This window comes from Rhizobium sp. Root482, from assembly GCF_001426565.1.
In the GTDB taxonomy this organism is placed as follows: Bacteria; Pseudomonadota; Alphaproteobacteria; order Rhizobiales; family Rhizobiaceae; genus Pararhizobium.
The window spans coordinates 1-19,355 of record NZ_LMFA01000010.1 but is presented as its reverse complement, the minus strand read 5'-3'; the positions used below and the strand labels follow the sequence as shown (position 1 = coordinate 19,355).

The 19,355-nt window shown below is 63.1% G+C and carries 19 protein-coding genes, 1 tRNA gene and 1 riboswitch; of the genes, 10 read left to right on the top strand and 10 right to left on the bottom strand.

The genetic code is table 11. From position 1 onward, the window contains the following. Positions 1-27 precede the first annotated feature (27 nt). The gene (locus ASD31_RS07505; RefSeq protein ID WP_056331512.1) at positions 28-444 is read right to left on the bottom strand and encodes a hypothetical protein; all 417 of its coding nucleotides are present in this window, start codon (positions 442-444) and stop codon (positions 28-30) included. A gap of 376 nt (positions 445-820) precedes the next feature. On the opposite strand from ASD31_RS07505, the gene leuC reads away from it, so the two are divergent. After that, positions 821-2,230, top strand: coding sequence for a 3-isopropylmalate dehydratase large subunit (leuC, locus tag ASD31_RS07500; RefSeq protein ID WP_056331510.1), 1,410 nt, complete (start codon positions 821-823; stop codon positions 2,228-2,230). Positions 2,231-2,523: 293 nt separating this feature from the next. Here leuC and ASD31_RS07495 read toward each other — a convergent pair whose 3' ends face one another. Then, positions 2,524-3,075, bottom strand: a complete 552-nt coding sequence (locus tag ASD31_RS07495; protein WP_056331508.1) for a L,D-transpeptidase family protein — start codon at positions 3,073-3,075, stop codon at positions 2,524-2,526. A 141-nt stretch (positions 3,076-3,216) separates the two neighbouring features. On the opposite strand from ASD31_RS07495, the gene ASD31_RS07490 reads away from it, so the two are divergent. Both ASD31_RS07490 and ASD31_RS07485 read left to right on the top strand, forming a co-directional pair. After that, complete coding sequence (locus ASD31_RS07490; protein ID WP_056331506.1) at positions 3,217-3,900, top strand: response regulator transcription factor; 684 nt, start codon at positions 3,217-3,219, stop codon at positions 3,898-3,900. An 81-nt stretch (positions 3,901-3,981) separates the two neighbouring features. Further along, the gene (locus ASD31_RS07485) at positions 3,982-4,437 is read left to right on the top strand and encodes a cyclic nucleotide-binding domain-containing protein (protein ID WP_056331504.1); all 456 of its coding nucleotides are present in this window, start codon (positions 3,982-3,984) and stop codon (positions 4,435-4,437) included. Positions 4,438-4,465: 28 nt separating this feature from the next. Here ASD31_RS07485 and ASD31_RS07480 read toward each other — a convergent pair whose 3' ends face one another. After that, the gene (locus ASD31_RS07480; RefSeq protein WP_056331502.1) at positions 4,466-5,683 is read right to left on the bottom strand and encodes a ubiquinone biosynthesis hydroxylase; all 1,218 of its coding nucleotides are present in this window, start codon (positions 5,681-5,683) and stop codon (positions 4,466-4,468) included. A 101-nt stretch (positions 5,684-5,784) separates the two neighbouring features. On the opposite strand from ASD31_RS07480, the gene tesB reads away from it, so the two are divergent. From tesB to ASD31_RS07450, 6 genes are all read left to right on the top strand, one after another. Continuing rightward, on the top strand, positions 5,785-6,669 hold the full coding sequence (tesB, locus tag ASD31_RS07475; RefSeq protein ID WP_056331500.1) for an acyl-CoA thioesterase II: 885 nt from the start codon (positions 5,785-5,787) through the stop codon (positions 6,667-6,669). Positions 6,670-6,904: 235 nt separating this feature from the next. Continuing rightward, positions 6,905-7,243, top strand: coding sequence for a P-II family nitrogen regulator (locus ASD31_RS07470; protein ID WP_056331598.1), 339 nt, complete (start codon positions 6,905-6,907; stop codon positions 7,241-7,243). A gap of 25 nt (positions 7,244-7,268) precedes the next feature. Beyond that, positions 7,269-8,630 carry an ammonium transporter gene (locus ASD31_RS07465; RefSeq protein ID WP_056331498.1) on the top strand — a complete coding sequence of 454 codons (1,362 nt, stop codon included), beginning with the start codon at positions 7,269-7,271 and terminating at the stop codon, positions 8,628-8,630. 254 nt (positions 8,631-8,884) lie between these two features. Then, positions 8,885-11,560 (top strand): FtsK/SpoIIIE family DNA translocase, encoded by a 2,676-nt coding sequence (locus ASD31_RS07460; RefSeq protein ID WP_056331596.1) that lies wholly within the window; start codon positions 8,885-8,887, stop codon positions 11,558-11,560. Between the two features lie 137 nt (positions 11,561-11,697). Continuing rightward, the gene (locus ASD31_RS07455; RefSeq protein ID WP_056331496.1) at positions 11,698-12,357 is read left to right on the top strand and encodes an outer membrane lipoprotein carrier protein LolA; all 660 of its coding nucleotides are present in this window, start codon (positions 11,698-11,700) and stop codon (positions 12,355-12,357) included. 141 nt (positions 12,358-12,498) lie between these two features. Beyond that, entirely contained in the window at positions 12,499-13,305 is an 807-nt protein-coding gene (locus ASD31_RS07450; protein WP_056331493.1) for an exodeoxyribonuclease III, read from the top strand. A 23-nt stretch (positions 13,306-13,328) separates the two neighbouring features. Here ASD31_RS07450 and ASD31_RS07445 read toward each other — a convergent pair whose 3' ends face one another. The 4 genes from ASD31_RS07445 to ASD31_RS07430 all read right to left on the bottom strand — a co-directional run bounded on the left by ASD31_RS07445 (position 13,329) and on the right by ASD31_RS07430 (position 15,882). Continuing rightward, positions 13,329-13,517, bottom strand: a complete 189-nt coding sequence (locus ASD31_RS07445) for a Trm112 family protein (RefSeq protein ID WP_056331491.1) — start codon at positions 13,515-13,517, stop codon at positions 13,329-13,331. A 9-nt stretch (positions 13,518-13,526) separates the two neighbouring features. After that, positions 13,527-14,207, bottom strand: a complete 681-nt coding sequence (locus tag ASD31_RS07440) for an LON peptidase substrate-binding domain-containing protein (protein ID WP_056331489.1) — start codon at positions 14,205-14,207, stop codon at positions 13,527-13,529. Between the two features lie 130 nt (positions 14,208-14,337). Continuing rightward, complete coding sequence (gene trxA, locus ASD31_RS07435) at positions 14,338-15,315, bottom strand: thioredoxin (RefSeq protein WP_056331487.1); 978 nt, start codon at positions 15,313-15,315, stop codon at positions 14,338-14,340. A gap of 57 nt (positions 15,316-15,372) precedes the next feature. Then, a complete protein-coding gene (locus ASD31_RS07430) occupies positions 15,373-15,882 on the bottom strand; it encodes a prolyl-tRNA synthetase associated domain-containing protein (protein WP_056331485.1) in 510 nt (169 codons plus the stop codon). Positions 15,883-16,130: 248 nt separating this feature from the next. Here ASD31_RS07430 and ASD31_RS07425 point away from each other — a divergent pair. Then, positions 16,131-16,205 (top strand) — tRNA-Gly (locus ASD31_RS07425). A gap of 163 nt (positions 16,206-16,368) precedes the next feature. On the opposite strand, the gene ASD31_RS07420 is transcribed toward ASD31_RS07425, so the two are convergent. From ASD31_RS07420 to metA, 3 genes are all read right to left on the bottom strand, one after another. Further along, complete coding sequence (locus ASD31_RS07420) at positions 16,369-17,385, bottom strand: aldose epimerase family protein (RefSeq protein ID WP_056331483.1); 1,017 nt, start codon at positions 17,383-17,385, stop codon at positions 16,369-16,371. 70 nt (positions 17,386-17,455) lie between these two features. Next, positions 17,456-17,908: a GNAT family N-acetyltransferase gene (locus ASD31_RS07415; RefSeq protein WP_056331481.1), complete on the bottom strand. Its 453-nt coding sequence runs from the start codon at positions 17,906-17,908 to the stop codon at positions 17,456-17,458. After that, positions 17,905-18,831: a homoserine O-acetyltransferase MetA gene (metA, locus tag ASD31_RS07410; RefSeq protein WP_056331479.1), complete on the bottom strand. Its 927-nt coding sequence runs from the start codon at positions 18,829-18,831 to the stop codon at positions 17,905-17,907. The genes ASD31_RS07415 and metA overlap by 4 nt, the downstream gene beginning before the upstream one ends. A gap of 73 nt (positions 18,832-18,904) precedes the next feature. Next, positions 18,905-18,982: riboswitch (SAM riboswitch) on the bottom strand. Positions 18,983-19,355: the final 373 nt, after the last annotated feature.

Genomic DNA, 19,355 nt, shown 5'->3' with positions numbered 1-19,355 from the left:
GAAGGCCACGTTTCGGCAACCAAAACTCTAATCCCTGGAGGCAAGGCAGGGGTCGAGGACGGCATGTTTCCTGTCCTGAATCTCAAGCGCGCCGGCCAGAACCACATGATCGCCGATCTTCATGCCATTGTCGGAATAGGTAACGCACATCACGCGAATGCCCGTATCCGGGCAGACCGCCAGATACCAGAGCACGGTGTCGGTATGAACGAGCGTCAATGGCCCGGAAATCCACAGATCGACGCGATCGCGCGACGGCGTGAACCCATCCAGCGTCTTGCCGATCGTGTCGCAAGTGGCAATGTCTGAGGGCGTGGCTTCGGGCCTGGCAAGCCCCGGCCGGCCCGGATAAGGCGTGTCCTGTGACCGGGCCGCATCGCCCGATCCGACAAGACCCAGTGCCGCGACAAGGGCAATGACTGCCCGCCCCGGATAATCCACCATCTGTCTTCCTCCTTGTGATCACTGTCCGCTCATTAAGGAGAGCAAAATGGCGAAAATATCTTTCCTGACCATCCGTTCTCCTCCTACCCATTCTCCAGGCCCTCTGGCCAGTGCGGAAAGAAGCCCTCGATACTCTCCCCGATTGCCGAGCCGCCGAAAAATTGATATATCCCCGTTCATGGAATCCAAATTCGGATGTCACGAGCAGAAAATCGTCGTGCTGCAGGACCACAAGCGTCTGCCGGCACGGTTTTTCGCGCGCGTTTCCGGCGCGCTCAGCAGCCGGCTTTCCTGATCGTCGGGCCTTGGCCCGACCGGCTGCCGGCGCCCTGAGCCGGAAAACTTTTCCTCTTCTCTTCATTTCGGATGTAAAGCCATGAGCGCACCGCGTACTCTCTACGACAAGATCTGGGACGACCATCTGGTCGATCAACAGGCTGACGGAACCTGTCTTCTCTATATCGATCGCCATCTCGTTCACGAGGTGACGAGCCCGCAGGCCTTCGAAGGCCTGCGCATGACCAACCGTCAGGTGCGTGCGCCGCAGAAGACGCTGGCCGTCGTCGACCATAATGTGCCGACCTCGCCGGATCGCCATCTCGGCATCAAGAACGAGGAAAGCCGCATCCAGGTCGAGGCGCTCGCCCAGAATGCCGCCGATTTCGGCGTCGAATATTATTCGGCCAGCGATATCCGCCAGGGCATCGTCCATATCGTCGGGCCTGAGCAGGGCTTTACCCTGCCGGGCATGACCATCGTCTGCGGCGACAGCCATACCTCGACGCATGGTGCCTTCGGGGCATTGGCGCATGGCATCGGCACCTCCGAGGTCGAGCATGTGCTCGCCACCCAGACGCTGATCCAGAAGAAGGCCAAGAACATGCTGGTGCGTGTCGATGGCGTCCTGCCCGAGCATGTCACCGCCAAGGACATCATTCTCGCCATCATCGGCGAGATCGGCACCGCCGGCGGCACCGGCCATGTCATCGAGTTTGCCGGCGAGGCCATCCGCGCCCTGTCGATGGAAGGCCGCATGACTGTCTGCAACATGACGATCGAAGGCGGCGCCCGCGCCGGCCTGATCGCGCCGGACGAGAAGACCTTCGACTATATCAAGGGCAAGCCGCGCGCGCCGAAGGGCGAGGCGCTGGAACAGGCGATTGAATACTGGAAGACCCTCCAGACCGATGAAGGCGCCCATTACGACCGCGTCGTCGTTCTCGATGCCGCCTCGCTGCCGCCGATCGTCTCCTGGGGCTCCTCGCCGGAAGACGTGATCTCGGTTCAGGGCATCGTCCCCAATCCGGATGAAATCCAGGACGAGAACAAGCGCACCTCCAAATGGCGGGCGCTCGATTATATGGGCCTGAAGCCGGGCACGAAGATCACCGACATCGCCATCGACCGCGTCTTCATCGGTTCCTGCACCAATGGCCGCATCGAGGATCTGCGCGAGGTCGCCAAGGTCGTCGAGGGCCGCACCGTTGCCCCCACCGTTTCGGCCATGATCGTCCCCGGCTCCGGCCTCGTCAAGGAACAGGCCGAAGCCGAAGGCCTCGACGTGATCTTCAAGGCCGCCGGCTTCGACTGGCGCGAGCCGGGTTGCTCCATGTGCCTGGCCATGAACGACGACCGCCTCAAACCGGGCGAACGCTGCGCCTCGACGTCGAACCGCAACTTCGAAGGCCGCCAGGGTTTCAAGGGCCGCACCCATCTCGTCTCCCCGGCCATGGCAGCGGCGGCAGCGGTCTCGGGGCATTTCGTCGATATCCGCGAGTGGAAGTAGGGGGCCTCGAACCCTCTATTATGACGCTGCCCCTCACCCTAACCCTCTCCCCGCAGGCGGGGAGAGGGGACCACGGAGGCCGATTGGAAAGACGGAGCTTGCCGCAATTCCTTCTCCCCGCGAGCGGGGAGAAGGTGGCCGACAGGCCGGATGAGGGGCGCTTCATCTGCGCGCGTCCGGGGAGGGTTACCCCCCTCTGTCACTTCGTGACATCTCCCCCCTTGAGGGGGAGATGTCGGCGTCGCCGACAGAGGGGGGGGTAACCGCCCGCGCTTTCGGAATGCGTCGCTTAGCTATCCCACCACCCGCACCACCGTCCCTCGCCGCATATAGCGCAGCAGCCGTTTCATCGCCGGCAGGCTGACCGCGACGCAGCCTTCGGTTGGGGTATAGCCGGGCCTGGCGAGGTGGAAGAAGATCGCCGAGCCGCCATGCCTCTTCCGCTCACGCAGGTTCCAGTCCATCACCAGGCAGATGTCGTAGAGCCCGTCGTCGCGGCGCATTTTTTCGTGGCTGGGCTTGAAGGGGGCGCGGGCCGGGCGGTTGTAGAGGGCGTGGCGCGGTTCGTCGCACCAGAGCAGGTTTTTGGGCGTCGCGCGCAGCGGCAGGGCGCTTGGCGGCAGGGTGACGCGGTCCTTTCTGACATAGCCGCCGATCAGGCGCATCGCGGCGATCGGGGTGGCGCCGTCGCCCTCGCGCTTGCGCATCGACGCGCCGCTGCGGCCGATGGCGGCCTCCTCGGTGCGCCCGGCAAAGCTGACGAGCGCGCGGGTTCTGGCGCCCGGCTTGGCGCGAACGGTGACGATACCGGCCGGGTTTGCCGATTTGCGGGGCTTGCGTCGCATTTTACTCACAGTTTTTTGCGTTGTCCGTGATGTGAAACATAACCATAGCACGTCACAATATGTAACAAACGGGTGAACAGGTGCCGTGCCCGCCAAAAGCGTTGACACGGCGTATCATCCGGAAGCAAGGAGGCAGCATCCATGTCGGCCCGCACCATTCTCCTCGTCGATGACGACACGGACCTGCGCGAAACGCTGACGGAGCAGTTGGCCCTCTACGAGGAGTTCACCATTCTCCAGGAGCCGACCGCCGCCAAGGGCATCCAGACGGCGCGCACGCAGCAGATCGCGCTTCTGGTCATGGATGTCGGCCTGCCGGACATGGATGGCCGCGAGGCGGTCAAGCTCCTGCGCAAGGGCGGCTTCAAGCCGCCGATCATCATGCTCACCGGCCATGACACCGATTCAGACACGATCCTGGGGCTTGAGGCCGGTGCCAATGACTATGTCACCAAGCCGTTCCGTTTCGCCGTGCTGCTTGCCCGCATCCGCGCGCAGCTGCGCCAGCACGAGCAGAGCGAGGACGCCACCTTCACCGTCGGCCCCTATATGTTCAAGCCGGGCCAGAAGCTGCTGACGCTGGAGAACGGCCAGAAGATCCGGCTCACCGAAAAGGAAGCGGCGATCATCCGCTATCTCTACCGAGCCGACCAGAAGGTGGTCACCCGCGATGTGCTGCTGGAAGAGGTCTGGGGCTATAATTCCGGCGTCACCACCCATACGCTCGAAACCCATGTCTACCGCCTGCGCCAGAAAATCGAACGCGACCCTTCCAATGCGGAGATTTTGGTGACAGAGAATGGCGGCTACAAGATCGTTCCCTGAATGGCCGGCCCTGACCATCGGGAATGACGCTGCCGGCAGGCTTCGCAGGCGCCGGCCGCGTGCTCACCAGGAGATATCCGCTTGGCGCTGAATGACGACATCGCCCTTCTGTCCCTCGTGCCGCTGTTTGCGGATATCGACGATGACAAGCTGCGGCTGATCGCGTTCGGGGCGGAGCGCCGCCGGCTCAACAAGGGCCAGCAGCTGTTCCGCGAGGGCGCGCCGGCCGATTGCGCCTTTGCGGTGGCGAGCGGCACGTTCAGCCTGACGCGCAGCCTTGCCGATGGCGGTACACAGGCGCTCGGCACGGTCGGGCGCGGTACGCTCCTGTCGGAGCTGGCGATGATCTCCTTCGTCGAGCGCAAGTTCACTGCCGTTGCCGAGACTGACAGCGAAGTCATCCGCATCACCCGGCCGCTGTTTCGCCGCATGCTGGAAGAATATCCGGAAGTGGCGGTGATCGTCGAAACCCGCATCAGGGACAATCTTCGGTCGATGATCGCCAATATGGGCCGGCTGGCGAACCGCTTCGCCTGAGCGGGCGGTTCGGGCAGACCTGCCGATCTCAGATCGGCTGGCCGGCCAGAAGCTTCGGCTCGCGCTCGCCGGCAAGGCCCGAGGCCTGGCGGATGAAGAAGGACTTGACCGAGGGCAGGCGATCGACGATCCCCAGGCCGAAATCGCGCAGCGCCCGCACTGGGGTGATGTCGTTGGAAAACAGCCGGTTCAGCACATCGGTCGTCACGCCCATGCGGAACGTGTCGAAGCGGCGCCAACTCTGGTAGCGCTCGAGCACCGCAAGCGAGCCGATGTCGAGACCTAGCCGATCGGCATCGACGATGGTCTCGGCGAGCGCCGCCACATCCTTGAAGCCGAGATTGAGGCCCTGTCCGGAAATCGGGTGAATGCCATGGGCGGCATCGCCGGCAAGGGCGAAGCGCGGTGCCACGAAATCGCGCGCCAAGGTGAGCCCGAGCGGAAAGGCGCGCCGGCCGCCGACCACTTTCAAGGCGCCGAGCTTGTGGCCGAAGCGGCGTTCCAGTTCCTCCTCGAAGATCAGGTCGTCGCTGGCCACCAGCCGGTCCGCGTCGCGCGTCCGCTCCGTCCAGACCAGCGACGAGCGATTGTTCTTGAGCGGCAGGGTGGCAAAGGGCCCGGCTGGCAGGAAATGTTCCTCCGCCGTTCCCTCATGCGGGCGCTCATGCTCGACAGTGGTGACGATGCCCGACTGGCCGTAGTCGAAATCCACCGTCTTGATGCCCGCCGCGGCGCGCAGCTTCGAGCGCACCCCGTCGCAGGCGACGAGCAGCCGTGCCTCGATCACTTCTCCACTTTCCAGGGTCAGCGCCACGGCATGGTCGCCACTCTTGAAATCCCGGGCGACCGTCGATTGCCGCACGTCCACGCCGAGCGTTCCGGCCATCTCGCGCAGCGCGCCGACCAGCGCCCTGTTGGGCACCATATGGGCAAACGGCCGGCCATCGACGCCGCTGTCATCGTCGAAGGTCAGGAAGACCGGCCGCACCGGATCGGCGGTCTTGGAATCGGTGATCACCATGCGCCGGATCGGCTCCGCCTCCGGCTCGATCTTCTCCCATAGCCCGAGAACGTCGAGCATCTGCGATGCGGCCGCGATGATCGCCGAGGCACGCTCGTCCTTCTTCCAAGTGCTCTCGGGCGCCCCGTCGATCAGGGTCACCGATAGATGCGGCGCGGCCTTCTTGATGGACACGGCCAGCGACAGGCCGACATAACCGCCGCCCGCAATCAGCACATCGATCATCACTGTTCTCCCGTCGCTCTTGAGCATTGCTGTTGGTCTATATAGATCATTGATGCGCCGCTTCCTACCGTTGGCGCGTTCCTCCGCTGGAGATAGCCGAAATGTCGCGCCCTGCCGAAACCCCGTCTCCGATGGATGTCCTGCTCAAGACGCTCGACCTGGAGAAGCTGGAGGAAAACCTGTTTCGCGGGCGCTCCCCGCAGGTCGGCTGGCAGCGGGTGTTCGGCGGGCAGGTGATCGGCCAGGCTCTGGTGGCTGCCCAGCGAACCGTCAGCGAGGGGCGCTACGTGCATTCGCTGCACGCCTATTTCATGCTGCCGGGCGATCCGGCGGTGCCGATCATCTACGATGTCGATCGCATCCGCGACGGATCGAGCTTTGCCACTCGCCGCGTCGTCGCCATCCAGCATGGCAAGGCGATCTTCTCGCTGTCGGCCTCCTTCCAGTTCGACGAGGAGGGTTTTGAGCACCAGATCGCCATGCCGGAGGTCGCGCCGCCGGAAACATTGATGGGCGAAAAGGACATCAAGGACAAATTCCTCGCCAATGCGCCGGAAGCGATCCGCCGCTATTGGGAACGGCCCCGCCCGATCGAGATCCGCCCCGTCTCCCTCAAGCATTATTTCTCGCGCGAAAAACTCGAGCCGGCCCAGGATGTCTGGGTCAAGGCGCTCGGCACGGTGCCCGACGAGCGCCATATCCAGGCGGCGGTGCTGGCTTATATCTCCGACATGACCCTGCTCGACACGGCGCTCTATGCGCATGGCACGTCCGTCTTCGACCGCAATCTGCAGGTGGCGAGCCTCGATCACTCCATGTGGTTCCACCGGCCCTGCCGGATGGACGACTGGCTGCTCTATACCCAGGACAGTCCCAGCGCCTTCGGCGCCCGCGGCATGACGCGCGGCAGTCTTTTCGACCGCTCCGGCCTGCTGGTCGCCTCGGTCGCCCAGGAAGGTCTGATCCGGAAAAAGGCATCTGAATAAAAAACGGGCGGCTTTTCATCTCTGCCTAATTTTTAATCTAATACATCGATGTTTTTCCCAGGCCCCGCTGCCACGCCGTGGGGCCTCTTCGCATTCCCGTGTCTTTTCAATCTGTTGGCTCGGCGCGTGTCAACTGGCACGCGGCTTGAATGGTCCTGTGCAGTCGGTGGGGTTTCTCCAGCGGCAAGGGGAGCCGGCACCGCGCCGCAGATGAACATGAAGGATGGGAAACCAGATGAAAATCGTAATGGCCATTATCAAGCCGTTCAAGCTCGACGAGGTGCGCGAGGCGCTCACCGCGCTCGGCATCCAGGGCCTGACCGTGACCGAGGTCAAGGGATACGGGCGCCAGAAGGGGCATACTGAAATCTACCGTGGCACGGAATATGCCGTCAGCTTCCTGCCGAAGCTGAAGATCGAGATCGCGGTCGCCACCGAACTCGCCGACGCGGCCGTCGAGGCGATCGCCGGCGCGGCCAAAACCGGCCAGATCGGCGACGGCAAGATCTTCGTCTACTCGATCGACCATGCGGTGCGCATTCGTACCGGCGAAACCGACACAGAAGCGCTGTAACCACGGCCGTCAGGGAGCAATTTCAATGATCAATTTCAAATTTTCCACCGCTCTTCGGCCGATGGGCGCTGCCGTCACAGCCCTGCTTGCGCCGGCGATCGCATTCGCCCAGGAAGCAGCGCCTGCCGCGGCCGGGGCTGTCGCGGCAGCGCCGGTTCCCGACAAGGGCGATACCGCCTTCATGTTCCTGTGCACGCTGCTTGTCCTGTTCATGCTCGTTCCGGGCCTCGGCCTGTTCTACGGCGGCCTCGTTCGCGCCAAGAACATGCTGTCGGTCCTGATGCAGTGCACCGTCGCGGGCGCGGCCATGATGCTCGTCTGGGTGGTCTACGGTTATTCCTTCGCCTTCGGCGGCTCCACCTCCGCCTTCTTTGGCGGCACCGCCAAGATGTTCCTCGCGGGCGTCACGCCGGAATCGACGGCCGCCACCTTCTCCGATGCCGTCATTCCGGAATATATCTTCATCCTGTTCCAGATGACCTTCGCGGCGCTGACGCCGGCGCTGATCGTCGGCGCCTTTGCCGAGCGCATAAAATTCTCGGCGGCGATCCTGTTCTGTGTCCTGTGGGCAACCTTCGTCTATTTCCCGATCGCCCACATGGTCTGGGATGCCAATGGTCTTCTCTTCGGCTGGGGCGCGCTTGATTTCGCCGGCGGAACCGTCGTTCACATCAATGCCGGCCTGGCCGGCCTGATCGGTGCGATCATGGTCGGCAAGCGCACCGGCTTCGGCAAGGACATGATGGCGCCTCACTCGATGACGCTGACGCTCGTCGGCGCGGCCATGCTCTGGATCGGCTGGTTCGGCTTCAACGCCGGCTCCAACCTCGAAGCGTCGGGCGGCGCGATGCTCGCGACCGTCAATACCTTCATCGCAACGGCTGCCGCCATCCTGTCCTGGTCGCTGGTCGAAACCTTCACGCGCGGCAAGGCATCCATGCTGGGCGCCGCATCCGGCATGATTGCCGGCCTCGTCGCCATCACTCCGGCCGCGGGCATCGCCGGCCCGATGGGCGCCATCGTCATGGGCCTCCTGGTCTCGCCGCTGTGCTATTTCTTCGTCTCGGTCGTGAAGAACAAGTTCGGATATGACGACACGGCGGATGTCTTCGGCGTCCACGGCATCGGCGGTCTTTTCGGGGCGCTGGCAACCGGCATCTTCGCGTCGTCCTCGCTGGGCGGCATCGGCTATGCCGAGGGCGTGACCATGGGCGGCCAGTTCATGACGCAGGTCTATGCCGTTCTCGTCACCATCGCCTGGTGCGGCATCGGTTCGGCGATCCTCTACAAGCTCGTCGACGTGATCGTCGGCCTGCGCGTGCCGGTCGAGGCCGAGCGGGAAGGGCTCGATCTCTCCTCGCACGGCGAAGCCGCCTATCATTCCTGACATTTCGCGGCGTCGGAAAGCGGCGCCGCGTTCCAGTCCCGTCGCGGTTTTGCGCGAGTGCGAAACCGCCTTTGGCCCGGATGCCTGCATCCGGGCCCTTTTATTTCGGTGAGTGCCTGCAGGCACTAAAACTGTTGAAGCCTGCGCTTTCTTGTAAACGAAGCGTCAAGGTTAATGAGGCTTTAACCCTCCTCTGCTTAGCTTGAAAGCACATGCGCTATGCGCTTTGCAGGAAAACAGGCAAGCAGGTTACCATGAGCAGAAGCAATCAGGCGGTATTCGACGACCGGTCCAACCGGTTTGTGCTGTCCACCTTCGTCTGGCGGCAGGTGGCGGCGCTGGCGGGGTTCGCGCTGTTCCTGGCGCTGGCCCTGGCCGTTGCCGCCCTGTCCACCTGGAATGTCGCCGATCCGAGCTTCTCCTATGCGACCGCCGATGCGCCGACCAATATCCTCGGTTATGCGGGGGCCGCCTTCGCCGATCTCTTCATGCAGTTCTTCGGCATTGCCAGCGTCGTCGCGCTGCTGCCGGTGGTTGCCTGGGCCATGGTGCTGATCTTTGCCAAGCCGTTCGACCAGATCGTCAAGCGCCTCGCCGCCTGGTTCGTCGGATCGATCCTCGCCTCGGCGGCGCTCGGATGCCTTCCGGCCCCGGTCACCTGGCCGCTGCCGAGCGGCCTTGGCGGCGTCTTCGGCGATATGATCCTGCGCTTTCCCGCCCTGTTCATCGGCGGCTTTCCCAGCGGCACCGTCGGCCTGGTGCTGGCCGCGCTCTTTGCCCTGCCGTCTGCCTATTTCCTCATCTATGGCGCCGGCCTGATCGGAGCCGCCGACCCGGAAGAGGAGCCGGTCATCGCGGTATCCGCGCCCAGCAAGGCGCGCACGATCAGCGACGAGACCGAGGAGGACGATTCCGAAGGCATCGTCATGGTGCTGGCCGGCGCGCTCACCCATATGCGTTTCACCGCCCAGGCGCGGCTGCGCCGCCTGTTCGGGCTGAGTGGCCGCCGCAAGCCGGCCTCGCGTCATTTCGACGAGCCCTATGATTTCAACACCGATGAATTCGGCACGCTGAACGAGCCCGTGCGGCCGAAGGCGGTTGCGCTGTCGCAGCGGGTCGAGCCCTCGCTGGAAGGCGGCGCCCGCCGCACCGTCACGCCGCCGTCGCTGGCGAACGAAGACGATGACGACGATTATCTGGACGCGCAGAACGACCGCCTGCCGGCCGGCATCATGCCGGACGACGAGGATGACGGGATGGATGCCGGCTGGGCGCCGGTGCCAGCGCCGCGCAAGCCGCCGCCGGCCCCCTCGACGATCACCGCGCGGGTCGCCGCGGCCGCGCCGCGCCCAAGGGCCGGCCAGCGCACCGAGCGTGAGGCGCAGGCATCGCTCGTTTCCGACGATGACGGTTTCGTCCTGCCGCCGCTGCATTTCCTGGCCGAGCCGAAAAACGTCGCCCGCGACGCGACCCTGTCGGCCGATGCGCTGGAGCAGAACGCCCGCATGCTGGAAGGCGTGCTGGAGGATTTCGGTGTCAAGGGCGAGATCATCCATGTCCGCCCGGGCCCCGTCGTCACGCTCTACGAACTGGAACCGGCACCGGGCATCAAGTCGTCGCGGGTCATCGGCCTTGCCGACGATATCGCCCGCTCGATGTCGGCGATCGCCGCCCGCGTTGCCGTCGTGCCGGGCCGCAATGCCATCGGCATCGAACTGCCCAACCAGCGCCGCGAGACCGTCTATCTCCGGGAACTGATCGGTTCCAGGGATTTCGAAACCAGCAAGACCAAGCTCGCCATGGCACTCGGAAAGACCATCGGCGGCGAACCGGTGATCGTCGATATCGCCAAGATGCCGCATCTGCTCGTCGCCGGCACCACCGGCTCGGGCAAGTCGGTGGCGATCAACACGATGATCCTGTCGATCCTCTACCGGCTGAAGCCGGAACAGTGCCGGCTGATCATGATCGATCCGAAAATGCTCGAGCTTTCCGTCTATGACGGCATTCCGCACCTTCTGTCCCCGGTCGTCACCGATCCTAAAAAGGCCGTCGTCGCCTTGAAATGGACCGTGCGCGAGATGGAAGAGCGCTACAAGAAGATGTCGAAGATCGGCGTGCGCAATATCGACGGCTTCAATGCGCGCGTCGAACAGGCGCTGGCCAAGGGCGAGCAGATCAGCCGTACCGTGCAGACCGGCTTCGACCGACAGACCGGCGAGGCCGTCTACGAGACCGAAGAGTTCGATCTGGCACCGATCCCCTATATCGTCGTCATCATCGACGAAATGGCCGATCTGATGATGGTCGCCGGCAAGGATATCGAAGGCGCCGTGCAGCGCTTGGCGCAGATGGCGCGCGCCGCCGGCATCCATGTCATCATGGCGACGCAGCGTCCCTCTGTCGATGTCATCACCGGCACGATCAAGGCGAATTTCCCGACCCGTATTTCCTTCCAGGTCACCTCCAAGATCGACAGCCGCACCATCCTTGGCGAACAGGGCGCCGAACAGCTGCTCGGCATGGGCGACATGCTCTACATGGCCGGCGGTGGCCGTATCCAGCGTGTCCACGGTCCCTTCGTGTCCGATACGGAGGTCGAGGACGTCGTCAAATATCTGAAGACACAAGGCGCGCCGCAATATCTGGACGCCATCACCGAGGATGACGACGACGACGGCGAGGACGGCGGCGGTCCGGCCGGTACCTCCAATCTCTCGGAATCCGACGATCCTTACGACCAGGCGGTCGCCATCGTGCTGCGCGACGGCAAGGCCTCGACATCCTACGTCCAACGCCGTCTCGGCATCGGCTACAACCGTGCAGCCTCGCTGATCGAGCGCATGGAACAGGAAGGCATTATCGGCCCCGCCAACCATGCCGGCAAGCGCGAGATCCTCGTGCCGACGGACAGCGATACCGGCCTCTGATGCCGCCACCCGCCGGCGCACCCCTTCTTGCGGCCTGGTGCGCCTTTGGCTCACGGGCAATTGAGCCCGCCGGCGCCGCCGACGCCTTGACGGTGCCGCAGTTGAGCGCCACATGAAACGCAAACAAGGAGTTTGCAATGACAGCCATCGAAACCGGCCACCGTGACGAGGACCAGAAGAACGGCTCCCTGACGCGCCGATCCCTGATCGGCGGGCTTGCCGTTTTCGCCGCTTTGTCCTTCATCGGCCTGCCGGCCGAGCCTGTCCGGGCGCAAACGGCCGTCGCCCAGAAGATCGCCGATCACTTCGCCTCGGTAAAGACGATGAGTGGCGAATTCGTGCAGTTCGGGCCACGCGGGGAGCAGACCGGCGGCAAGTTCTTTATCAGCCGACCGGGCAAGATCCGCTTCAATTATGACGCGCCGTCGCCGATGCGGGTGATCGCCGACGGTAAGTCGGTCGTCATCGGCAATCAGAAGATGAAGACCTGGGACCTCTATCCGCTGTCGAAGACGCCGTTGAAGCTGCTGCTGTCCGACGAGATCGATCTGTCCGGCAAGATGGTGCGCGACGTCAAGGAAGAACCGGACCTGGTGACCATCGTGCTCGGAGACCGCAGCATTTTCGGCGATGCGACGATCACGATGATGTTCGACCCGAAGACCTACGACCTGCGCCAATGGACGATCACTGACGCCCAGAAGAAGGATACGTCGGTGATGATCTTCAACGTCAAGAACGGCGTGCCGATGGACGACAAGGTCTTCCGCATTCCCTATGACGATGTCCGCAAATAAACAGGGCCGGGTGCCGGCGCGCGTCTTCTTGAGCGGGCTTGTTCCGCCAGGCATGGTCAAGTGCCCGAATATCCCCTAAGCACCTTTGCGGGCGGATGAGATCACCGCTCGTTTTGCGAATTTCAGAAGGCTTTTCATAGAATGTCATTGTCGATCGCGACCTGGAACATCAACTCGGTGCGCCTGCGCATGCCGCTGGTCGAACATCTCCTGACGACATGGGCGCCGGATATTCTCTGCCTTCAGGAAACCAAGGTGGAGAACAGTCTTTTCCCGCTGTCGCCGCTGAAGGCGCTCGGTTACGAGCATATCGCCATCCATGGCCAGAAGGGCTATCACGGCGTCGCCACCATTTCTCGCCTCCCGCTGCACGATCTGAGCGACCGGCGCGATTATTGCGGCATCGGCGATGCCCGCCATCTCTCCGTCGTCTTCGAAAAGGGCGGCAAGACGATCCGGCTCCATAATTTCTACGTGCCGGCCGGCGGCGACGAGCCGAACCGGGAAATCAACCGGAAGTTCGGCCACAAGCTGGATTTCCTCGACGAGATGAAGATGCTCCATGCCGAAAGCGAGGCGGGGCTCTCCTCGATCCTCGTCGGCGATCTCAATGTCGCGCCACTGGAGCACGATGTCTGGTCGCACAAGCAGATGCTGAAGGTGATCAGTCATACGCCGGTGGAAACCGAGGCGCTGACCGCCATACTATCCGATGGTGCCTGGGTCGATCTGCTGCGCCAGCATGTGCCGGCGGCGGAAAAGCTCTATACCTGGTGGAGTTACCGCTCCAAGGACTGGCAGGCGGCCGATCGTGGCCGGCGGCTCGACCATATCTGGTCCTCGGGCGACCTTGCCGCGCATCTGACCCATGTCGATGTCCTGAAGGAAGCCCGTGGCTGGGAGCGTCCCTCCGACCATGTGCCGGTCATCGCCCATTTTGATCTTTAGAGCCGGTCGATCCTTAGAACTGGTCAGTCTTCGATCTTGCGGGCCTCGGAGATCAGCATGATCGGGATGCCGTCGCGGATCGGATAGGCAAGCCGTGCCTTTTCCGAAACGAGTTCGTTTTCGTCAGCATGATAGCTCAGCCGGCCCTTGCTCAACGGGCAGACCAGGAGTTCGAGCAATTTCGGATCGACCCGGCTTGTCCTGTCTTCCATCCTATCTTCCTATTGCAGGATCGTCTCGATGTCGCCGAAGGTGCGGGCAAGCACGATTTCGGTGATGGCGATCAGGGTTTCGGCGCGGGTCTTCAGATCGGGCGCTTCCAGCAGCGCCTGCTTTTCCGCGGGGCCGTAGGGCGACATCATCGCCATGGAATTGACCAGCGTCAAATTGCTTGCCCGCTCGACGCTTTCCCAGTCCGCCTCCAGCTTGTTGGCGTCGAGATAGGCCCTGAACGCGGCCAGTAGCGCCTGCCGGTCCACCTGCGCCTCATCCTGCGGGCCGGCAAGATCGGTGGCGAAAGGGGCGATCCTGAAGCTGCGATAGCCCTTGGAGGGGTGGAGTTCGTCGAACAGGCGAAACCGGCAGATGCCGGTCAGCGAGGTCAGGTAGCGGCCGTCTTCCATTTCCGCGAAGGAGGTGATCCGGCCGATGCAGCCGACCTGGCAGAGCGCCTGGATATGCGCCTGGCCGGCCTCCACGCGCACCTCGCCGAAGGAAGGCTGGATCATGCCGATCAGCCGGTTTCCGGCCAGCGCATCATCGAACATGGAAAGATAGCGCGGCTCGAATATGTTCAGCGGCAATTGCGAGCCAGGAAGCAGGAGCACGCCCGTCAGCGGGAATACCGGAAGCGTCTCCGGGAGATCCTGCGGCCCGAGATAACGTGCATTTCCAACTTGCATCCTTGCCACACCCCATCGCTGTCAGGTCTTTTCGCCACGGATGCCGCAGGGCGGCACCTTTCACGGAAGAAATGGTGCGCCGTCCCGAAAACTCAAGGGAGCACGCCCTTAAGAGGGCATCACATGGGCATCACGAAAACAGGATCGCGGAGAGCTTGCGCCGCGCCGAAAGCGTCGCCGGGTCCATCGGCCCCCAGACCTCGAAAAACTGCAGGAGTTCGCGCCGTGCGCCGTCGTCCTCGAAGGCGCGGTCGCGTTTCATCACGGTCAGCAGATGGTCTGCCGCCGTCTCGCGGTCGCCCTCGACATTGCGGATCTTGGCGAGCTTGATGCGGGCCGCGTGATCGTCGGGATTGGCGGCCAGCGCCTTTTCCAGCGCCTGTGGATCGCCGAGCTTGCGGGCTTCCTCGATCTGGTCGAGCTTCTTCAGGACCGCGACAATGCCGGCATCCTTTGCCAGCGCCTCGGAAAGGTCGGACAGGAGGGCGCGTGCCTGCTCCAGGTCGCCCGCATCGACCAGGCAGGAAGCGAGACCGGACAGAGCGGCCGCATTGTCCGGATCGGCCTGGAGCACCGCGCCGAAAAGGCTGGCGGCATTTTCGAGGTCGCCGCCATCGAAAAGCGCCTTTGCCTCGGCCAGAACAGCCTCGATCTCGGCCTGCCGGTCATCGACCTGCGGGCCGGCGACCTTGTCGATGAATTCGCGGATCTGGCTTTCGGGCACGGCGCCCATGAAGCCATCGACCGGCCGGCCGGCGGAAAAGGCGATGACGGCCGGGATCGACTGGATGCCGAGCTGGCCGGCGATCGACGGATGGTCGTCGATATTCATCTTGACCAGCCTGACGCGGCCTGCAGCCTCCGTGACGACCTTTTCGATCACCGGGGTCAATTGCTTGCAGGGACCGCACCAGGGCGCCCAGAAATCGACCAGTACAGGCTGCTGGCGCGAGGCCTCGATCACGTCGCGGGTGAAATTGGCGGTGGTCGTTTCCTTGATCAGGTCGGAGGCGGCCCCCGGCGCCGTCGCCGGCGCGGCACCATAGCTCGCCGTCGCCGTCATCTGGCTGCCATAGGAACCTGCATAGGGATTGTCGCTGCCGCTCATCGTCACTCCTTGCGGATATCGCCGTCCGCCTGATTGCCTTGCGCTAGAGATCGTATGTCAGGCCGTCACTTTCAAGACAAGCGGTTCATGTCCCGTCGCCTCGATAAAGCGCAGGAGGTCCGACGAGGCGATCGAGGTGGTCGCGTCATTGCTGAGCGGATGGCAATTGACGATCTCCTCCTTCATCAGGTTCTCGTCGAGGACGATGCGGACATGATGGCCGGTATCGTTGACGATGCCGAAGGCGGTGACGGCGCCGGGAATGACGCCCAGATACTCCATCAGCTTTTCCGGCTTGCCGAAGGAAACCTTGCCGGCGGCGCCGATGACCGTGTGCACCGTCTTCAGGTCGACCACGGCGTTCTCCTCGACGGTGAGCAGGAAATAATTGTCCTTCCTGTCCTTCACGAACAGGTTCTTGGTGTGGCCGCCTGGAATTTCATCCCGCAGCGCCACCGATTCGGCCACGGTGAACACCGGCTGGTGGCGCATGGTCTTGTGGGCGATGCCCAGGCTGTCCAGGAAGCGGAACAGGTCGTCGGGCGTCTTCGGCTGTGCATCGGGCATCATTGTTTCCTCGTCTCGAAAAGCGGTGTTTTTCTTTACGGCGCGGCGGAGACAAGCGCAAATATCGAGGCGGGGCGGGCTGCAAAACGTCCTGTTTTCAGGGTCTTGCGACATGGTCTCGAAAATTTCTCCGATCCGGCGTCATTTCCCTGTTGCATTTGCAAAACGGCTGGGCCATATAGCGCCCGTCGCCGCAGAGATGCGACGGCGCCGCGGTCCACCGTCTACCCCCGGACCAAGGCTGATGAGCGGGTGTAGCTCAGGGGTAGAGCACAACCTTGCCAAGGTTGGGGTCGGGCGTTCGAATCGCCTCACCCGCTCCATTTTCTCTTTCAAGATATCTCTTCCAGGCATGATGTGACGCGACAGGCCTCCGGGCGATTCGGCGTTGACGTTTTCCGTAACTTTCAAAGTATAATCGCGCCGCCATGGCAGTGGATGCCATGGCGGTCATTAGCGCTGTCTTGAGCCGATTCGGTGCCGGCCTCAGTCCTTCCTGAAGATATAATCGGTTTCCTGGCGCAAAGTTTCGCCCGGGCGCAGGATGCCGTTCGGGAAATTTTCGTGGTTGACGGCGTCGGGCCAGGTCTGGGTTTCCAGGCAGAAGCCGGCGAAGGGGCCGTAGCGGCGGCCGTCGAGGCCGGGGACGGGAATATCCATCTTGAAGCCGGTATAGAATTGCAGGCCGGGCTCGGTGGTGCGCACTTCCAGCGAGACGCCGGAATCCACGCTGCGCACCAGCGCCACCGGTTGCTTTGCACCGCGCGCCGCCGACAGGCAGAAATTATGGTCGTAGCCGATCCTTTCGCCTTCCAACTGGCGACGCATCGGGGTCATGGACCTGAGGTCGAAGGCGGTGCCCTCGACGGGTCGGATCTCGCCTGTGGGCACTTGGCGCTCGTCCGTCGGCAGATAGTGATCGGCGGCGATCATCACGTCATGGCCGAGCGCATCCTTGTTGCCGTCGAGATTGAAATAGCTGTGCTGGCAGACATTGCAGAGCGTGGCGCGGTCGGTGCTTGCGGCATAGGCGACGTTCAGGCCGCCGCCATCGCCGAGCGTATAGGTGCAGGTGATCGTGCAATTTCCGGGATAGCCGGCGCGGCCGTCGGGATCGACGATCTCAAGCACGATCCGGTCTTCCGCCTGCTCGCGGATGGTCCATAGCCGCTTGGCGATGCCATCGCTGCCGCCATGCAGATGGGTGACGCCGTTTTCGTTGCATTCCAGCTGATGGGGCGTGCCGTCGATCGAAAAGCGGCCGGCGCCGATGCGGTTGGCGTTGCGGCCGGGCGTTGCGCCGAAATAGGGGGAATGATCGAGATAGGATTTCAGATCATCGAAGCCGAGCACCAGCGGCGGAGCGTGGCCTTCGAGGCGCAGGTCCTGGATCACCGAGCCATAGGTGAGGATATGGGCGGTGAGGCCGCCGCCGCGGAGCGTGGCGCGCAATACCGGCTCGCCGCTTGGCAGGTGGCCGAAAACTTCAGTCCTGGTGGTCATGGCTTCTTTCCTCTCGCCGGACGGCGGCAAACTTTCGTCATTTCGCCGGATGCGGCAATCGAACGCCGCGTCAGAGCGGCTGCTGGTAGACGATGAACGGCGACTTGATGGCGATGCGGTCATAGAGTTGGCGGGCGGTGGCGTTGAACTCCTGCGTCATCCAGTAGACCTTCGGGGCGCCGGCATCGCGCGCCCTTGCATAGACCGCCTCGATCAGGGCGCGGCCGATGCCTTTGCCGCGGATATCCGGATCGGCGAACAGGTCCTGCAGGTAGCAGACCGAATTCTCGGTCCAGCAGGAGCGGTGGAAGACGAAATGGGTGAGGCCGACCGGCCGGCCGTCGAACACTGCAAGGAGGCCGGCGAACTCATGGGAATCGCCGCTCAAAAGCCGCTTGAAGGTGAGGGCGTAGATTTCTTCCGGCAGGACCGTTTCGTAAAAGGCGAGATAGGCCTTCCACAGCCGGCGCCAGTCCTGTTCGTCGCCGGGCTCGATCGGCCGGATCACCAGGGGTTCGCTCACGCTCTGTCCTTCCCGATATCGTTCACGTCATAGGTGGTCGTCTGGTAGATATCGTTGATCCAGTTTCCGAACAACAGATGCGCATGGCTGCGCCAGCGGTTTTGCGGCGGCAATGCCGGGTCGTTGTGGGGAAAATGATTGTGCGGCATGCGGATCGGCACGCCGGCCTCGACATCGCGGAAATATTCCTCCGACAGCGAGGTCGAATCATATTCGACATGGTTGAAGACATAAAGCCGGTTGCCGGCCTTCTCATGCACGAAGCAGACGCCCATCTCGTCGGATTCCATCAGGATTTCCAGGCCGGGCACTTTCTCGATGTCGGCGCGGCGCACCTCGGTCCAGCGCGAGACCGGGATTTGGAAGTCATCGGAAAAGCCGCTCAGATAGACGGAGGCCGGATTGAGATTGTGATGGCGATAGACGCCGAAGGCCTTTTCCTTCAGCGCATATTTCGGCACGCCGTGGAAATGATAGATCGCCGCCATGGCGCCCCAGCAGATGTTCAGCGTCGAATGGACATGGGTGTGCGTCCAGTCGAAAATCTCGCGCATCTCGTTCCAGTAGGTCACGTCCTCGTAATCGAGCAGTTCCACCGGCGCGCCGGTGATGATCAGCCCGTCGAACTTGCGGTGCTTCACTTCCTGCCAGGTCTCGTAGAAGGCGAGGAGGTGCTCCTCCGGCGTGTTCTTGGCCTTGTGGCCGCCCAGCCGGATGAGGGAGAATTCGACCTGCAACGGCGAGGCGCCGACGAGGCGCGCCATCTGGACCTCGGTCTTGATCTTGTTCGGCATGAGATTGAGAAGGCCGATCTGCAAGGGGCGGATATCCTGGCGGATGGCGGCGGTTTCGGTCATCACCCGCACCCCCTCCTTCACGAGGGTCTCGAAGGCGGGCAGCGTATCGGGGATCTTGATGGGCATGGGCGACACTCGATCAACGGACGGCGGACACCGGCGAACAAAAAACCGGCAACGATGAAATCGCTACCGGCCCGCTTGCGCTTGCACGGCCCTTTAGCGATTTGTTTAACGTGGCTGCAAGCCGGCCGGCCAAATCACCACGAGATGCCCTAGATAACGCCGCTTCCTGCGAAAATCAATCAGGGCGCGATGGCGGCTGGCGGGGATGGTTCGCGGTTGGCTCGGCTTTCGTCGTCCACGCTCACGGGGGCGGGTGGTTTGTGGGCCCACGCATCGCGTCCACGCGCGAAAATTTCGCCGTGGGTTCAAGGGGAGGATCGGCCGGGGCACGACAGGTGCCTCAGTAGGTAAATATAGGTGACACATGCCGTGCCCCGTTTCGGTGTCTTTTGCCGCGCTTCTCAGGTTCTTCTACGCCTCCCATTTGCGAGAGACTTCCAATGCCCCATCCCGCCGCTTATCCGCGGGACTTTCAATGAGGCGGGGTAAGCCCTGGGCCCTTGGACGGCAAAGCCGCCCGGCGG

Coding starts and splice junctions, on each gene's coding strand:
- ASD31_RS07505 (WP_056331512.1), bottom strand. CDS start 444: ATGGTGGATTATCCGGGGCGGGCAGTCATTGCCCTTGTCGCGGCACTG.
- leuC (WP_056331510.1), top strand. CDS start 821: ATGAGCGCACCGCGTACTCTCTACGACAAGATCTGGGACGACCATCTG.
- ASD31_RS07495 (WP_056331508.1), bottom strand. CDS start 3,075: ATGCGACGCAAGCCCCGCAAATCGGCAAACCCGGCCGGTATCGTCACC.
- ASD31_RS07490 (WP_056331506.1), top strand. CDS start 3,217: ATGTCGGCCCGCACCATTCTCCTCGTCGATGACGACACGGACCTGCGC.
- ASD31_RS07480 (WP_056331502.1), bottom strand. CDS start 5,683: ATGATCGATGTGCTGATTGCGGGCGGCGGTTATGTCGGCCTGTCGCTG.
- tesB (WP_056331500.1), top strand. CDS start 5,785: ATGTCGCGCCCTGCCGAAACCCCGTCTCCGATGGATGTCCTGCTCAAG.
- ASD31_RS07470 (WP_056331598.1), top strand. CDS start 6,905: ATGAAAATCGTAATGGCCATTATCAAGCCGTTCAAGCTCGACGAGGTG.
- ASD31_RS07465 (WP_056331498.1), top strand. CDS start 7,269: ATGATCAATTTCAAATTTTCCACCGCTCTTCGGCCGATGGGCGCTGCC.
- ASD31_RS07460 (WP_056331596.1), top strand. CDS start 8,885: ATGAGCAGAAGCAATCAGGCGGTATTCGACGACCGGTCCAACCGGTTT.
- ASD31_RS07455 (WP_056331496.1), top strand. CDS start 11,698: ATGACAGCCATCGAAACCGGCCACCGTGACGAGGACCAGAAGAACGGC.
- ASD31_RS07450 (WP_056331493.1), top strand. CDS start 12,499: ATGTCATTGTCGATCGCGACCTGGAACATCAACTCGGTGCGCCTGCGC.
- ASD31_RS07445 (WP_056331491.1), bottom strand. CDS start 13,517: ATGGAAGACAGGACAAGCCGGGTCGATCCGAAATTGCTCGAACTCCTG.
- ASD31_RS07440 (WP_056331489.1), bottom strand. CDS start 14,207: ATGCAAGTTGGAAATGCACGTTATCTCGGGCCGCAGGATCTCCCGGAG.
- trxA (WP_056331487.1), bottom strand. CDS start 15,315: ATGAGCGGCAGCGACAATCCCTATGCAGGTTCCTATGGCAGCCAGATG.
- ASD31_RS07430 (WP_056331485.1), bottom strand. CDS start 15,882: ATGCCCGATGCACAGCCGAAGACGCCCGACGACCTGTTCCGCTTCCTG.
- ASD31_RS07420 (WP_056331483.1), bottom strand. CDS start 17,385: ATGACCACCAGGACTGAAGTTTTCGGCCACCTGCCAAGCGGCGAGCCG.
- metA (WP_056331479.1), bottom strand. CDS start 18,831: ATGCCCATCAAGATCCCCGATACGCTGCCCGCCTTCGAGACCCTCGTG.